The following is a 14,994-nucleotide window of genomic DNA, read 5'->3' on the forward strand; positions in this document are numbered from 1 at the left end:
ATAAAATTCCGGAAATAGAAAAAATTCCAATGCCTATAAATTTTTACCTTGCATCAGATTAAAGAGTCTTTTAAACTTCTCTTTTGCCGCATTGCCGTATCGGGCAGCAAGCTGTTCCAGCGCTAAATCGATGGTTTTCTTTCCCTGCGCTTCCGCATCGGCAATCGAATCGCTTGAGCTCAGCAGTGCTATCGCTTTTTCTATCGCAGGAGAATCGATACCTTCTCGCCGCGCCTGTTCAAAATAAGCGGTAAGAGCTGCAGCATCTTCGGGATGTTTTTCGATATGCAGGATTACAGGCATACTCTTCTTCCCTTCCACAATATCGTCGCCCCGTTTTTTTCCGGCATTTCCCGTGCTGATATTTTTTACATCATCGAGTATTTGAAAGCCGACGCCGGCTTCTGCAAACAGCGCTGCAAAAACGTTGCTTTCTTCATGTTCTTTTCCTGCAGCGCGCATACCGGTATAGGCGGCAAGCGCAGCGAGCGCTCCGGTCTTTAAGCGGATCATCCGCTCATAATCCTGCCGTGAAGGGAAAAACCCCGCCGTCCGATGCCAGTGGATATCGAGTGCCTGTCCTTCGTGCAAAGCACGGATATGTGTGAGCGCCGCAGTATATAAATCGAGCTTTATGTCGGCAGGGGCATGATAGCCTTCAATCGATTGCAATGCCCGAAAGTAAAGCCAGCTGCCCGAATTGAGTGCCGAATCGAGCCCGTAGGCCACGTGAGCGGCAGGTTTTCCGCGGCGCAGTTCGGAATTGTCTTCTATATCATCATGAATAAGGCTTGCCGTATGGATTCCTTCGATAAGCGGCGCAAGCGTGTAAATGTCATCACCGCTGCCCCCTGCAAGCTGATAGGCAAGAACCGCAAGCAGCGGTCTCCAGCGTTTCCCGCCGCCGGACACCAACGAGGCGCACGGAGCGGATAAAAGTGCAATAGGATTTTGTCCCGCAGCGGACTCCGGTACATCGGGTAAAAATGCAGTTCGCAGTGCGCCTTCAATCTTTTCAAGCCGTTGCTTAAATTCATCATTCATACTACTATTATACCTCATATTTTATTGATAGAGAACTACTCTAGCAAAGTGCAAAGGAACAGATGGGAAATCAGTATCGAGAACCGGACTATTGGTCGCGGAAGGCTTTTTCGGAAGGCTATCCTGCGCGGTCGGTCTATAAATTAGAAGAAATGCAAAAGAAATTTAACCTGTTTGGGAAAAATGACAGCGTGCTTGACCTCGGTGCCGCGCCGGGGAGCTGGACAACATTTTTACTGCGGTTTCTTTCTCCGGAAGGGCGCGTATGTGCAGTGGATTTGCAGCCGCTTTCGGAATCGATACAGGATCCGCGGCTTTCGTTTTTCCAAGGAGATCTGACAGCGGCGGCCATGGCTGCTGCTGTAAAAAACTGCGGCCCCTACCGTTCCGTTATCTGCGACGCGGCGCCCGCCACCACCGGTAATAAAATCGTCGATACCGCCCGCTCCGCCGCCCTTGTCGATATGGCGCTTTACTATGCCGAAACGCAGCTTGAAGCTCACGGCAGCTTTGTTGTTAAAATCTTTCAAGGCGGCAGCGAACAGCAGTACCTACAGCAGATGCGGAAGCTATTTAAAACCGCCCGAGCTTTTAAACCGGAAGCATGCCGTAGCAGCAGCTTCGAAACCTACCTGCTCGGCCTAGACTTTAAAAACCGTGGGTAAGTTCTCGTAGGACAACCGCAGTACAAGTATTTTAAGCGGTTGTCTTCCTCCTGTACGAAATTTCATAGGTATAAGGTGAGCGTCTACAATGATGCCTTCATCAACTGATGAACATCCCTGTCCATCAGTTGATGACGAATTTTGGCAAAGCCAAAATATCGCTTCTGCTCTAACCACCGCCGTCCGTGGCGGATGTATTAACCGTCAAGTTTTCTTTCGAAAACTTGCGCATTGATGTGTGCGCTTTTCGCGCACGAATGCAACAGTTTCCAAAATTCATATTTTGTTCAACTGTTGCATTTTAAGGAAATAAAATTTCGTACATCTTTTTTTGGCAGATGGGTAAACGCATCAGATAAATAGATAAGAATCGCAAAATCACGAGGTTTTTTAAAAACAAACTCTTCATTGGCCTTTTGAAATAGACGGTATAGATACGAGGCGCGAGCACAAATTAACCGCAGGCACGACAAAGAATAAACGTCCGTGTTCATTCTTTGTCTGCTAGTTCGCATTGCGAACTAGATTCCGCTCGAAACCACTGCCATCCTTGGCAGTTCTGACACGTTGAGGATTTTTCAGTAGCGGCACGGATGCCGCTGGTTATATCAGAAGCGATGTTTCAGCGATGCTGAAACTCGCTGCCAAAAGTGTACAAGGATGTACACTTTTGGCAAGGCAACGAAGTAGATGTACCGGCTATTTCAAAAGGTATCTGATGCGTTTAACTTTGAAGTTCTCGATTATTTCCTTGACAATACCTACAACTAGCCCTTACAATATATAATATAGAATACTTTTTAACATCTTATGAGGAGCTTCGTGATGGGAATTGGAACAGAGAACATAAGAACGATTGCGATTGCAGGGCACGGGCAGTCCGGCAAAACAACACTTATTGAAAATCTTGCGGCAGTAACGGGTACAATTGCACGGGCGGAGCCGGTTGCAGGCGGTAAAACGGTTAGCGACTACACCCCCGAAGAAATAGAGCGAAAAATTTCGATATATTCGGCGCTGGTATCAACAAATTGGAATGATACGGTGATCAATTTCTGGGATACTCCCGGCTCTTCGGACTTTATGGGCGAAGTTATCGCGGCTTTCCGGTCGGCAGAAACGGGTTTAATGGTACTCGATGCAAAATCGGGAGTGCAGATTGAAACCATCAAATACTGGCGAGACCTTGACCGCCGAAATAAACCCCGCTTGGTTTTTGTCAATAAGATGGACGAAGACCGCGCCGACTTTAATCATGCGATGCAGGATGTCAAAACCCAATTCAACGCTGATGTATTTGCCGTTACCTTTCCGATCGGAAAAGGTAACGATCTTGCAGGGATCGTCGATGTCCTGCACGGTGTTGCTTATCAAACAGATTCAAACGGTAAAGAAAAGGAAATACCTATTCCCGATTCGGAAAAAAAGCGATACGAAGAAATGCGCGAGGTACTTGCAGGAGCTGCAGCGGAAGGCGACGAAGATTTATTGGTAAAATTTATCGACGAAGGTGAACTCAGCAGTGACGAAATTGCGAAGGGGCTCACGCTCGCGATGAAGAACAATAGAATTGTGCCGATTTTTGCCGGAGCCGCACAAATGGGACTCGGTTTAACAGCGCTTTTACGCTTTATCACGGAGATTTTACCCTCTCCGGCCGGTTGTTTGGAACGTGCGGTAAAAGGCGAAGAGGAGTGTACCGTCAAAATCGATCCGGAGCCCGCATTCTCCGGCTTTATCGTTAAAACTGCAAACGACCAGTTTTCAGGGCGGCTTTCGTACATCAAAGTTATTACCGGCACGCTCGTGTCGGATGCAGAAGTATATAACATTAACGAACAAAAGAAAGAGCGAGTCGGTAAGTTATATCGCGCTGTTGGAAAGAAACTGACCGAAGTAAAAGAACTTGTAGCCGGAGATGTCGGCGTTGCGGTTAAACTCGCGGCAGCAAAAACCAACGATACCCTTGCCGCCTCTCAAGATTGCCCGCCGTTTGTAAAACTGCGCAATCCCGATCCTATCTATTCAATTGCAGTTGCAGCCGTCGATAAGAAAAATGACGACAAACTCGGCGAGCAGTTACTCCGCGCCTGCGAGGAAGACATGACGCTCTCTTTTGTCTACAACCCTGAAACAAAGCAGAATGTATTTTCCGGCATGGGAGACTTGCATACCTCCATTGTGCTTGACCGCATCAAAAAACAGACAAAGATTGAAGTACAAACCTCCATCCCCCGCATTGCCTATCGTGAAACCATCCGGCAAAAAGCACAGGCGGAATATACGCATAAAAAACAGTCGGGCGGACACGGACAGTTCGGACGGGTCGTCTTGGCAATTGAACCGTTGGAGCGCGGCGCAAAGTACAGCTTTACCAATGCGGTATTCGGCGGTGCGATTTCCAAGGGCTACATTCCCGGTGTTGAAAAGGGTGTAAAAGAAGCAATGGAAAACGGCGTCATGGCGGGCTATCCCGTTGTCGATGTCGGTACGACAGTGTTAGACGGTAAAGAGCATCCGGTAGATTCATCGGAAATGGCCTTTAAGATCGCCGCCCGAAACGCATTTAAAAATGCAATGCGCAATGCAGGTCCCATCCTTCTGGAACCGATTATGAATTTGACGGTCTATGTGGAAACGGCCTACCTCGGCGATATTATGAGTGATCTATCTTCACGCCGCGGACGCATTCTCGGACAGTCTCAACTTGCAAACGGTATTGAAGAAATCCGTGCACAGGTACCGCATAAAGAACTGCTCCGTTACGCTATCGATTTACGGTCGATGACCAGCGGTACCGGCTCTTTCGAAATGTCGTTTGATCATTACGACCCGATATCCGGTAAAATTGCCGATGAAGTAGTTGCCGCTGCCAAGGCATTTATCGAAGAACAAGAGGAGTAATATTTCTAGCTGTAATACTTAAAATTAAGTCATTGATATATAAAAACTTAATTTTAAGTTTGTTGAGGATGTTCTGAAAGATAGAAACTTTTGGGACATCCCCGTTTCCACCATATAAAAAAGTTGGCACATATACACAGAAAGGAGAATATTATGGCAGAAACAACAGCAAGTCCGGAGTATCAAGATCCCCCTAAACAAATTCTTATTCTCGATTTATGTACTAATCTCGGATGGATAGCAGCTAATTTTATTACTTCACCTTTTATCGGCAGTACCGGTAGTTTAAACGGTGTTATCAGGACAAAAGCTTTCATTATCGGTTTAATTCTTGCGTTCATCAATCCTGTTATAAAACAACACCTATTATTTCCGTCGATCATTAATTGGAAGGAAAATCCTCATAAGGCAAAAAAATGCATTACACTCTATGAACAATTATTACTGATATTTCCGGTTCTTATAGCGATTACTGTTCCGTTCTTTATTTCGCTTGAAATGGGTTTGCTGCAAAGCACTGGAATCTTTTTATCCGCGATGTTCAGCACAATCGGTAATATCTTATTAATCGGTGGTTTATTCTGCGCATATACGGTAAGGAGTTTTGAAAAATGGGTTCTATTCGTACCGGTCGATGAGGAAAGCCTTACGCTCTCTATGTTGAAACGAGTAGTATTCGTAAGCATCGCATGTATTGTAGCAATCGTTCTACTCGTCCTTTCACCACTTGTACGATATCAACAACATGATACCCATGTTAAGTTGATTACCGCAGCTTTACCTCTTTTTATATATGGCTTATTTTTTTCAGTATTTAATTTGCTAACAATTATACGCTCATTTGGAAGAAGAATATCGCTGATTCAACAAATTGTTAGGAAATTGGCAAACGGAGATTACCGACAAGAGATGCTTACGGCATGGACACGGGATGAAATATCTCTTTTACTATTGGACTTTAATAGATTGCTCTCATTTAATAAGACTTTCTTAAACGAGCTGAATGAAAGTGTTGCCGTTTCAACCCACACAGCGGAAGCGCTTTCTTCTAACATGAAGATAACCTCTAAAGCCGCCGAGAAAATCGGTGAAAGCGTATCTTTTGTGCGGGAGCGTATCAAAGAGCAGTCGAGCGGCGTTTTAGAGATGCAGGAAAACTTGCAGCAAGCGATAGAAAATATCGAAGATCTTGATAACAGTATTGAAACACAATCAACTTCCATCGGTCAAGTGGTTTTTGTTATTGAACGAATGGTTTTCGATATTCAATCGGTTACCCATACGATAGAAAATACCGTCGATTCGATTAAGCATTTAAATAGCGCAGCCGATGCCGGTAATGCAGCGGTCTCGAACGCCCATACAATTGTGAAAAATATTAGCGATCAATCCGAAGGATTACTGGAAGCAAGTAACGTCATTCAGCATATTGCAAGCCAAACCAATTTACTTGCAATGAATGCTGCTATCGAGGCTGCTCATGCGGGGGATGTTGGTAAGGGGTTTGCAGTTGTCGCCGACGAAATCAGGAAACTTGCCGAGGAATCAAGTACGCAAGGGAAGACTATTACTGCGGTGTTAAAAACACTGAAGGAAAAAATTGAAGCATTGAATTCGGTTGCGGAAGAAACTGCTATTCAGTTTGCAGAAATTATGCGGCAGCTCTCGACGGTTAATAGCGGCAGTAATACCATTATGGAATCGGTAACGAAACAAAATGACGGTAATACGCAAGTGCTTGAATCCGTTAAAGAAGTCAATGCTATAACGGCGCGGGTTAAGGAGAGCTCCTTACAAATACGCTCGGGTAATACGGAAGTCGGTAAAGAGATGGCAAGGTTGGTAGAAATTACTCAAAATATTGATAACACGATCAGCAGTGTAAGCGGTGACACGGAACAGATTAGAAAAGTTATCGATGAGGTAAGCGATAGCAGTGCGCGGAATCGAAAAGCTGCGCAGAATGTCATGAAGTATCTAAATCAGCTTTCGCTGTAATTTTAAAAGATACATAGGGAGTTTCTATTGCACACGCATAATGGAAAATGTGCTTGAGAAGCTCCCCGCTTCATTAGTATAAAAGCAGTCAAATTAACGGAAGAGACTGTTTGCCGATACGTTTATCGCAAAAAAAAGACAAACAGTACGATTATAAAAATACCGAATAGGATAAGGCAGATTCCGAGTAGTACGGCGAGCCCTCTGCCGGCCTCTTCATTGACACGACTCACTCGGGTTTCGGGATCTACAAGAACTCCGAGTCCCCATATCATACACCCGATACCGAAGCTGACCATTTGCAGATCCAATACACCGTCCGGTACTCCCAATATTTTTGTGATTGGTATTTCCAAAAAAGACATAACCACAATCGAAAAAATGTAGATAATCAGTCCCGTAATCTTGAGTCCTGTCCCTATCGTATGTCTTGTGCGTGTGGTTTTTTTCATACTAAAAACTTATTTCCAAAATCCTAATATTTCAAAATCTTCACAGTTAAATGCGGTAATTTTATCCCAATCTCTTTTTAAGATGATATCATCGACTTGTGCCGCTGTATATAATTCATCTAATGACTTGTAATTATATTCTCCGCTTGATTTTTTATCATTACTGCCGCATCTCTGAAAGGAGCAATGGTCTTTGTAGATAATAATCATATACTCTTCGGGGTTATCTGCAAAAAATATGTGTAATTCGGCTTCGCAGTGGTACTCATCTATGCTTTTTAATAATAAGGTTTTAATCTCTTCAAAAGTAAATTCAGCCGCACTGTTTGTTTTTTCAATCCACACAATATTTTCTTTTGAGTTTTCCGCTATTATTTTACATTCTTCTACCGTGTCAAAAAAATAATCACTAACTGTGTTGAATTTTTCATCACAGAAAAACAAATAAAAACCTTGCTCATTTGCATAACTGCAAATTGCAAGATGTTTTATATCGAGAGTTTTCTTTCCGTCATTGCAGTCGACGGTACCAAAATCATCTTTTTTTGTATAGTATTTAACCTTTGCACCGTCTAAATAATTTGGGAACACTTTTTACCCCTATTAACTATATTATGTGTTGTCTATTCAAATCCCATTAAAAGACCATACATTTCGTCTTTTACAGTCTTTGATTTCTCCAAGTCTTTTTCTGAAAGCTTTTGAGCAGTTTTTGAAAGTACATATATGCAGTCGATACAAATTTCAAATGCTCTCATCGGTACAGCTCCATTTTTCTTCCATTGCTTAAATCTTTCATTTAATTTTTCAAAGAATATATTAATAAGTCTTCATCAAAAAATCCGTTTTTCTGTTTAGACACAAACCGAATGTATGTTTCCCTTAATTCCATTCATCATACCATTTGTTTATGCCCTTCTTTTAGCGACGCTTTTTTCATTTTTATTTAAACACACCATAAATAAAAATACCTCCGACAATAGCAAAGAAAATACCGCCTACAAAACCTATTATGCGGGCAACAGGACGGCCAAAATAACGACTTATCTGTCCCATTCCCCATTTACTTTGATAGTGAGCGTCCGGCGCATACAGCCAATCCCAATCTCTGATGGCGCCTATAATGAGGCAAACTCCGAAAACAAAAACCACAACCGCTATTATTTTTCCGAAAATAGCAGGATTATTTTTTATCCATTGCTCAATACGCTCGTCCATAGTTTACCACCTCCTCTTGTCCCATTTTTCTAAAGATTATTGAATAATTTCTAAACCATGTAAATATGCAAATTTGATTAAACTTGCACCGTAAAAGTCTTCAAAATGCAAATCGATGTTTTCTTTTGGAATTTCTTTTAATGAGTTATAAAACGAAATATATTTTTTCTTTAACTTATTTTCTTTGATAACTTTATTAAAGTATCTTTCAGCCGGCTCTTTACCGCCAAAATAGTAGATATAGTAGAGCAAAGCATACCCTTTTAATGAGCCGTTTAAAATTCTTTCGATATTTTTATTTGTATCTTCAAAGTCTGCAAATAAAGGCATAATGTGTTTATGTAATAATCCCGTAATTTGCGTTACGGTATCTTTATAGCTTGCTCCGGCCAACTGCCACCAAGCACCCGTTTTTCTTCCGGCTAAAGAACTAAGCTCTCCGCCGTAAATAATTCCCTCACCGGTTTTTCCTGCTTTTTTCATAGCCTTTGAATAAATGTTGATATGCGGGATAAACTCAACATTAGATTCACAATTGTATTTATTAGCTTGAAAATATATTTCAAAGATAATGTCTTTGTTATTTGCAATTTTTCGTAAAGTCTTTCCTTTACCTAACACTTTAAAGTCAGGGAAATTGCGTGCTATTTCTTGCCATGCTTTTTCGCAAAGTTCTCTTGGTTTCATAACTTCCTCCTAAAAACTCATTTCCAAAATTCTAATATTTCAAAATCTTCACATTTTAGTAAATGGAAACCAAAACATTTTGACCTGCTTGGGCTGCTTCGTTATAAAAATCTTTAAGTCCGGCAAATGCACATTTAAGTTCATCTATAATTTCTTCTTTTTCATCTTCATAATCCCAGATATTCGGATACAGTTTATTTTCTTTACATTTTTGCATACTGAAGTTTTCCAAAAGAGAATCAATATCGGTTTCATTTAATTTTTTCACGATTAATCGTATGTTTTCCTTTTTTGTATATCCGATAAAATCTTCGCATTCTTCGAAAGAATTTACTCCGACAATTGCTTCACTGAGCGGGTTACCCTCTATCGGATCTCCTGCTGAAACACCGGTAAGTACAAAATGTAAAACGTCCCACATTTTATCCATGTCGAATAAAATACAGTCTTCGGATTCTTGCAGTTCTTCCGTAAAATCTGCAATGTCTTTTTCGGTCATAAGTTCTTTTAAGTCCCTATCACTTATGATTTGATAGTTTGCAATCATTCCCATATCAAATTCTCCTTAGCTGTTATCTAAATTATCATTCTTATGAATACTCTTGTCTTTTGTACTCCGTTATTAAGATAGTGTCAATCAAGAAGATTAAGAAATGGAATGCTTGGAGCTGGCACGAACAAAAATTACCCGCATAAATATCAGTAATGACCTAATTATATATGCACCATGTCTTGTGCTATACTCAACAACACCTCTACAATATTACCGGTTTTGATTAGAACAATTACCAAACGCTCGTAAAATCTGAAAATTGAGATACATTTTTTAGAAATATATCGTCATAGTGAACTTTCGTATTTTTGATGCGTATAAATCCAAAGCCTGTATCATCATGAGGATAAGCAATAAATCCTAATTCATCAAAAACAAAAAAACAATGCCCGTCAATTCCTTCATCCATCATCATTAATAAAGAGAACATAGATATAATATCATAATCCGTAGTGAGAAATTTTTTGAATCCTAAAGATAAGCAATTATCATTATCATAAATAGAAGCGCTAATTGTTTCTATATATCCAAAATCAATTAAATACTTTTCTATGTATTTTATGTAATTGTTTATGTTGCTGTTATTTAGATTATATTCTTTTACTTTGAAAATATTAGAAACTATGATTATATTATTTGTATGTTTTCTAAAAAAATGCATAAAATAACCGACTATTTTATTTGCACGAAAAATAGTAAAAGGCTTATTTCTTCTGCAATATCCTTTCCAGCCTTTACTGTCGGTATAAGAATTCAAATTTACCCATTCTTGAATATTAAAATTTGAGTTATCCATTCTCGTGTCCATCTATCTATTTTTATCCCACCAGTTTTTGATAATACTTTTCCAATTGTTTTATATTCCGTGCTCTTTTTAAAGAATCGGCATCATTTTTATCCGTATAGGTCAGCCATTTATTATATAAGTCATATAAAATTTTCTGTCCGATTTCGGTTAAATCGAGATTCGTATATAAGAGTTTTATAATTCTGCCTTCTCTGTCTACAGGATTTTCCTTTATCAGCTTTTTTTTATAGGCAAAATTAAGAAATGTAAGATTTTCTTCATATAGTTTATAAATGGTTTCGGGATAGCCTCTATAACTTTGAAATAAAAATCCTATATCAATGACAACTTCTTTTAGAAAATATAATTCATGAAAGACATAATGTATGATCTTTTCAAGTTTCTCCTTATCTTCAAGATTTGTAACTTCAATAAATTGATAATACTTCCAATTAAATAAATTTACCGTTTTAAAACAAGGCAGTATATTTTCCGTTTTTTCAAAAGTTGGTGCATAAAGGACATAAAACTTTTCCTGATACAGCACTCCGATTCGTTTCCCTGATACAAGTACAATATACTCTTCAAAAATGGATTCCAGTGAAAAATTATTTATTCCCTTGCATTGTTTTTCCATATATTGAGCAAATTTTTTAGTGGTCATTTATTTTCTCTCTCCTAATCAAAACATAAGTCATATCCGGTTTTACTTTATCAAATTATACATGATTTTACGGTATTTTTCCATCCTTTAAAGAGCGTAAGAACAGCTATTCTTATTATAGAAAAACCAGCTTAAAAATGATATAATATAAACAATATTTAATTGGTGAAGGGCTTGTACATGGCAAAAGAAACAAATACTTTAAAAGAAGACATAAAATGGCACGATACGAACTTGGCGCAATTTACGAAATAGATGCAGGCGAAAAATCCTATTATGCCCGCCTTTTAAATTGCGATTTATATGGAGTATTCGCCCCCCTTTCCGGTGAAATATCCGAAGAAGCATTTGAAAATACACCATATCGCCTGTATATTTCTACCGGTAGCTATGCAGTAAAACGAGGCTTTTGGAAAAAGCTTTTTCCTTCGCCCGATAAAACGGATATTGAACGCTGGAGCCGCCCTCTGCATTTAGTTGTATTTACACCTTGGGACATTGAGGGGGCACTCAACCGTCGAACTTCATTTGACAAATACGGCCATACTGAAATACTTGATGAAAAAACATATATTCAATGCCTTAAACAGGGCTTTATTTCAATCATTCAACCTATGTACGAAAAAATCTCTCAGTTCCTCAATAATTATTACGATGATTGGCCTGCAAGTGAAATTTACAGCGACGTTCTAACAGGAATCGGCGCGGCAGAATATCAACAAAAACAAATGAGCAATTTAAAGAAATTGGGATTTGATATTTATGAATATCAGCATAAGAGGGGCTAGGTAAAAACCATGGTAAAAGCATATCCGTTAATATTGGAAAATACGACCTTTGTAAGCCATTGTATAGTCGGAATATATCCGCTAAAAGATAAAATAGCGGTTGTTCACTGTGCTTTCAATCATGCCGATAAAGAAAAAAATAGTGCAGAAAAGTGCATACGGACTTATATCCTGCTCGATGTTTTTTCTAAAGATTTTACCGAGCATACTAAGAGCCATCTTATATATCATCAAGAAGAAATTGTCTATCAAAGAGATGCGGCTTGTTATATAAAAGATGGTAGATTCTTATTGAATACTAGAAAGTATAAAGGTCTTGATTCTTCAATATCAAAGCTGATAGAAATATCCGATACTAATCTCGTTGAACTTGGAAAATCACCTGAACCTATTGATAAAATATATAATGACGGTAAAACATATTACTTTGATGAATCTGAAATATATATGTTTTCACAATATATAATGGCATGTAAAAATAGTAAATCAAAAGAAATAATATGGAAGCTGAAATTAGGTTCATATCTTTATACTGAAGTAAAAGAAGAAAATGGTGTGTTATATTTTGGAACCGCCGGGCACGGAGGGAAGTTTTTTGCCGTGAATATAGATAACGGCAGTCTCCTTTATAGTTATAAAACAGGCGGAACTGAAAACTTTATACAGTATAAGGATTACATCTTGCTTGCCGATATAAAAAACAAGCCAATATTGTTAAATAAAAAAAACGGTACGGAATTTAAAAAAATAGATTTTAATAATTTTCAAATTACAGCAGATCAACAAATGATTGTAATTGATGATACTTTGTACACAATAGCTTTTAATGATAATACAGTTTATGCGGTATGCACTGATTTAGTATAATTAATATAAGGAGAAATAAAATGCTTACATTGAAAGAATTAATTAAAAATCAAAAAAATTTTAATGAAAGCTTCTTTGTGGAAGTTTCGAGTAAACTATGGAAAATTGGAGAAATAGAAGAAATTAAAAATCAAACCGATGAGGATTTATTCCTTTTTCATATTGCCGTTAACATCATCGGAAATTGGAAGGGAGATGGTTGGTGGGAATTTATCTGTAATTATCCGCAGCTTATCCGTTATGTTCCTGACACATTGGCAGCATTAAAATTATCCGATATGAAAACAGCTTTTGAAAACGTGATAAAACGTTTCCCTGAAAATACGGTTTTTGAATATTCGAGCACCTATGTAGATACGGTCAATTTTCTTCAAAATGTCAGATTCAAAATAAGCGATACATATTTAAATTCGATTCCTGCAGATAAGAGAAAAGAAATGTCCGAGGCTTTGCATAAAAGCATTGATGCTCTTGAATCCTTGACGGATAAACGCTGGGCTTATAATGCAAAAGATGACGGTTGGTCGGATGTAATTGATTTTATCGGAGAAAAGAAATAACGGAGAAAATGATAATGCACTATATCGGAGAATTAACAACAGACGGTTACGGAATGGCTATTATTCCTATTGATTTGCTTACGGAATATCTTGCTTCAAAAAAATGCAGGGCAAAGAAGCTTTTGAGCTATCTGCAAAAGAACTTCGAGCTTTTTCTGGAGCTTGTAGAAAAAGGCAAGCTTGTCCCATTTTATCGTATCAATTCTTTTGAATATCATATATTCGCCTCTATAAATGAAGAAACTGTCATACCTAAAGGATTTAAAGAAGTATGCAAGTTTGAAAAATTTTATCTTGAAGTGGGCGATTTAAATAAAATATGTTTTTCCTGCTTCGATGATTTGGACTATGATTTTGAAAATATCAAAAAAAATATTACAGATCACACGGAATATATTAAAACCGGTCCGAAAGAAATTATGGAGCCGTATAATTATCGTTTAGATTTTGATATACCCAAAGGAAAATATGAATTCGATCTTATAGGCTTGGAAAAAATAGAGAAAACTGAAAGAGAAAGCAAGAATTATGGTTATGCTTTTGTGTTCAAAAAGAATGAAAATGCCGTAAATAATAATTTGACAAAATGTGATAATGAAGATGATACTTATAAATTTAATGTACCGAAAAAAATACATGAATTATTTGAAGATTAAAAGAGAGGTGCTTAACACTTCGAGAAATAGGTAAACAAGGAATTAGTTATGATAACAATCGGAAATATCGGAAGATTTGAATCTATACCGCAAATTTTAAATGATGTACTAAATGAAAATATTTCTGCATTGGAAGAACATCTATTAAATGGGTGGAAGCTTAATAAAGCAATCAGAGTCGGCAAATACACCGAACTCTCTCCTTTGGATTTTGCATTGATAATGGAAAAATTTCAATCTATAAAATGGCTGACGGAAAAAGGAGCAGACCTCAATGTAAAGGAGCATCCAAGTTTTCTTCTCGCAGTGAGATATTGTAATGAAGAGGTAATAAGGTTTCTTATTTCCCATGGTGCAAAGATAGATGTAGCGAACAACGTAGGTTCGGAAGCTTTTTTAGAGGCGTACTATGGTAAACGCTTTGACAATTTTTCGATTATACAAGAGCTTGGGCATACCGCAGCTCAATACGGCGGACAGCTCTTGCGCCACGCGGTTTCTGACCGTAATTATAAAGTTTTAGAATTTCTAATTGAACATGGAGCAGATATTAATTACAATAAGTCCGACATGGTATATTCCAATAAATCAACTCCATTGTGTGTAGCTGCAAGATATGTTGATTTGGAAATGTGTACATTTTTAGTAAAGCATGGAGCGGACATTACGACCGCCGAAAAAGATGGAATGCGTCCATATAGCATAGCTTTGGAAAAAGGCGATGAGGAAATGGCGGAGTATTTTAAATCATTAGAGCCTCCCGAGTTTCATCAAACGCAAAATAAATTGGATGAATTAAAATCGTATAAATTGCCAAAGAAAATAATTGAATTTTTAAATAGTGAAAACCTACACTTTGATTTAGCGGATTCCGACTTTGTGTATCTTGAGTTCTTCAAACTGATTGATACTATTCCATTTAAATTCGGCAAACAAAAATTATTAAGACTTTCCCGCTCTCTCGGCGATTACAGTCATATTTATATTGTATGGAATCCGAAAACAAAAAAGATTGCAAGCTATGATATGGAGCATGAAGAGCTCATCGATTTGGCAAGCTTTGATGATTTTATAGAGAATATGACAAAGTATATGAACCGGATTTTTGAATAATAACTGATAATGAGAAAAAAGCTTAATGAATATAAAAT

17 protein-coding genes are annotated in these 14,994 nt (G+C 38.3%); 8 read left to right on the forward strand and 9 right to left on the reverse strand.

Annotated elements, in window-relative coordinates:
* Positions 1-33: 33 nt before the first annotated feature.
* Entirely contained in the window at positions 34-1,044 is a 1,011-nt protein-coding gene (locus E4N69_RS06005) for a polyprenyl synthetase family protein (RefSeq protein ID WP_162663475.1), read from the reverse strand.
* 62 nt (positions 1,045-1,106) lie between these two features.
* Between E4N69_RS06005 and E4N69_RS06010 the strand changes: the two genes are divergently transcribed.
* The 3 genes from E4N69_RS06010 (at position 1,107) to E4N69_RS06020 (ending at position 6,611) form a co-directional block, all read left to right on the forward strand.
* Complete coding sequence (locus tag E4N69_RS06010; protein ID WP_253824822.1) at positions 1,107-1,709, forward strand: RlmE family RNA methyltransferase; 603 nt, start codon at positions 1,107-1,109, stop codon at positions 1,707-1,709.
* A gap of 825 nt (positions 1,710-2,534) precedes the next feature.
* Positions 2,535-4,613: an elongation factor G gene (gene fusA, locus E4N69_RS06015; RefSeq protein WP_162663476.1), complete on the forward strand. Its 2,079-nt coding sequence runs from the start codon at positions 2,535-2,537 to the stop codon at positions 4,611-4,613.
* 153 nt (positions 4,614-4,766) lie between these two features.
* Positions 4,767-6,611, forward strand: a complete 1,845-nt coding sequence (locus E4N69_RS06020; RefSeq protein WP_162663477.1) for a methyl-accepting chemotaxis protein — start codon at positions 4,767-4,769, stop codon at positions 6,609-6,611.
* 122 nt (positions 6,612-6,733) lie between these two features.
* Here the strand turns inward: E4N69_RS06020 and E4N69_RS06025 are convergent, their stop codons facing one another.
* The 8 genes from E4N69_RS06025 to E4N69_RS06055 form a co-directional block, all read right to left on the reverse strand.
* A complete protein-coding gene (locus E4N69_RS06025) occupies positions 6,734-7,063 on the reverse strand; it encodes a hypothetical protein (protein ID WP_162663478.1) in 330 nt (109 codons plus the stop codon).
* 9 nt (positions 7,064-7,072) lie between these two features.
* Positions 7,073-7,654: a hypothetical protein gene (locus E4N69_RS06030; protein WP_203232451.1), complete on the reverse strand. Its 582-nt coding sequence runs from the start codon at positions 7,652-7,654 to the stop codon at positions 7,073-7,075.
* Between the two features lie 32 nt (positions 7,655-7,686).
* The gene (locus E4N69_RS12675) at positions 7,687-7,821 is read right to left on the reverse strand and encodes a hypothetical protein (protein ID WP_256478600.1); all 135 of its coding nucleotides are present in this window, start codon (positions 7,819-7,821) and stop codon (positions 7,687-7,689) included.
* A gap of 184 nt (positions 7,822-8,005) precedes the next feature.
* Entirely contained in the window at positions 8,006-8,281 is a 276-nt protein-coding gene (locus E4N69_RS06035; RefSeq protein WP_162663479.1) for an Imm17 family immunity protein, read from the reverse strand.
* A 36-nt stretch (positions 8,282-8,317) separates the two neighbouring features.
* Positions 8,318-8,968, reverse strand: a complete 651-nt coding sequence (locus tag E4N69_RS06040; RefSeq protein ID WP_162663480.1) for a DUF4304 domain-containing protein — start codon at positions 8,966-8,968, stop codon at positions 8,318-8,320.
* Positions 8,969-9,023: 55 nt separating this feature from the next.
* The gene (locus E4N69_RS06045) at positions 9,024-9,521 is read right to left on the reverse strand and encodes a YfbM family protein (protein WP_253824823.1); all 498 of its coding nucleotides are present in this window, start codon (positions 9,519-9,521) and stop codon (positions 9,024-9,026) included.
* 232 nt (positions 9,522-9,753) lie between these two features.
* Positions 9,754-10,329: a hypothetical protein gene (locus tag E4N69_RS06050; RefSeq protein WP_253824824.1), complete on the reverse strand. Its 576-nt coding sequence runs from the start codon at positions 10,327-10,329 to the stop codon at positions 9,754-9,756.
* Positions 10,330-10,339: 10 nt separating this feature from the next.
* Positions 10,340-10,972, reverse strand: a complete 633-nt coding sequence (locus E4N69_RS06055) for a hypothetical protein (protein WP_253824825.1) — start codon at positions 10,970-10,972, stop codon at positions 10,340-10,342.
* Positions 10,973-11,190: 218 nt separating this feature from the next.
* On the opposite strand from E4N69_RS06055, the gene E4N69_RS06060 reads away from it, so the two are divergent.
* The 5 genes from E4N69_RS06060 to E4N69_RS06080 are packed head-to-tail and all read left to right on the forward strand — an operon-like array spanning position 11,191 to position 14,956.
* Positions 11,191-11,760, forward strand: a complete 570-nt coding sequence (locus E4N69_RS06060) for a hypothetical protein (RefSeq protein ID WP_253824826.1) — start codon at positions 11,191-11,193, stop codon at positions 11,758-11,760.
* Between the two features lie 9 nt (positions 11,761-11,769).
* Entirely contained in the window at positions 11,770-12,627 is an 858-nt protein-coding gene (locus E4N69_RS06065; protein ID WP_253824827.1) for a LamG domain-containing protein, read from the forward strand.
* Positions 12,628-12,647: 20 nt separating this feature from the next.
* Positions 12,648-13,187: a hypothetical protein gene (locus E4N69_RS06070; RefSeq protein WP_253824828.1), complete on the forward strand. Its 540-nt coding sequence runs from the start codon at positions 12,648-12,650 to the stop codon at positions 13,185-13,187.
* Between the two features lie 14 nt (positions 13,188-13,201).
* Positions 13,202-13,843: a hypothetical protein gene (locus E4N69_RS06075; protein ID WP_253824829.1), complete on the forward strand. Its 642-nt coding sequence runs from the start codon at positions 13,202-13,204 to the stop codon at positions 13,841-13,843.
* A 48-nt stretch (positions 13,844-13,891) separates the two neighbouring features.
* A complete protein-coding gene (locus E4N69_RS06080) occupies positions 13,892-14,956 on the forward strand; it encodes an ankyrin repeat domain-containing protein (RefSeq protein ID WP_253824830.1) in 1,065 nt (354 codons plus the stop codon).
* The last annotated feature ends 38 nt before the right edge of the window (positions 14,957-14,994 follow it).

This window comes from Treponema sp. OMZ 906 (assembly GCF_024181185.1).
Lineage (GTDB): Bacteria > Spirochaetota > Spirochaetia > Treponematales > Treponemataceae > Treponema.

Coding starts and splice junctions, on each gene's coding strand:
- E4N69_RS06005 (WP_162663475.1), bottom strand. CDS start 1,044: ATGAATGATGAATTTAAGCAACGGCTTGAAAAGATTGAAGGCGCACTG.
- E4N69_RS06010 (WP_253824822.1), top strand. CDS start 1,107: ATGGGAAATCAGTATCGAGAACCGGACTATTGGTCGCGGAAGGCTTTT.
- fusA (WP_162663476.1), top strand. CDS start 2,535: ATGGGAATTGGAACAGAGAACATAAGAACGATTGCGATTGCAGGGCAC.
- E4N69_RS06020 (WP_162663477.1), top strand. CDS start 4,767: ATGGCAGAAACAACAGCAAGTCCGGAGTATCAAGATCCCCCTAAACAA.
- E4N69_RS06025 (WP_162663478.1), bottom strand. CDS start 7,063: ATGAAAAAAACCACACGCACAAGACATACGATAGGGACAGGACTCAAG.
- E4N69_RS12675 (WP_256478600.1), bottom strand. CDS start 7,821: ATGAGAGCATTTGAAATTTGTATCGACTGCATATATGTACTTTCAAAA.
- E4N69_RS06035 (WP_162663479.1), bottom strand. CDS start 8,281: ATGGACGAGCGTATTGAGCAATGGATAAAAAATAATCCTGCTATTTTC.
- E4N69_RS06040 (WP_162663480.1), bottom strand. CDS start 8,968: ATGAAACCAAGAGAACTTTGCGAAAAAGCATGGCAAGAAATAGCACGC.
- E4N69_RS06045 (WP_253824823.1), bottom strand. CDS start 9,521: ATGGGAATGATTGCAAACTATCAAATCATAAGTGATAGGGACTTAAAA.
- E4N69_RS06050 (WP_253824824.1), bottom strand. CDS start 10,329: ATGGACACGAGAATGGATAACTCAAATTTTAATATTCAAGAATGGGTA.
- E4N69_RS06055 (WP_253824825.1), bottom strand. CDS start 10,972: ATGACCACTAAAAAATTTGCTCAATATATGGAAAAACAATGCAAGGGA.
- E4N69_RS06060 (WP_253824826.1), top strand. CDS start 11,191: ATGGCACGATACGAACTTGGCGCAATTTACGAAATAGATGCAGGCGAA.
- E4N69_RS06065 (WP_253824827.1), top strand. CDS start 11,770: ATGGTAAAAGCATATCCGTTAATATTGGAAAATACGACCTTTGTAAGC.
- E4N69_RS06070 (WP_253824828.1), top strand. CDS start 12,648: ATGCTTACATTGAAAGAATTAATTAAAAATCAAAAAAATTTTAATGAA.
- E4N69_RS06075 (WP_253824829.1), top strand. CDS start 13,202: ATGCACTATATCGGAGAATTAACAACAGACGGTTACGGAATGGCTATT.
- E4N69_RS06080 (WP_253824830.1), top strand. CDS start 13,892: ATGATAACAATCGGAAATATCGGAAGATTTGAATCTATACCGCAAATT.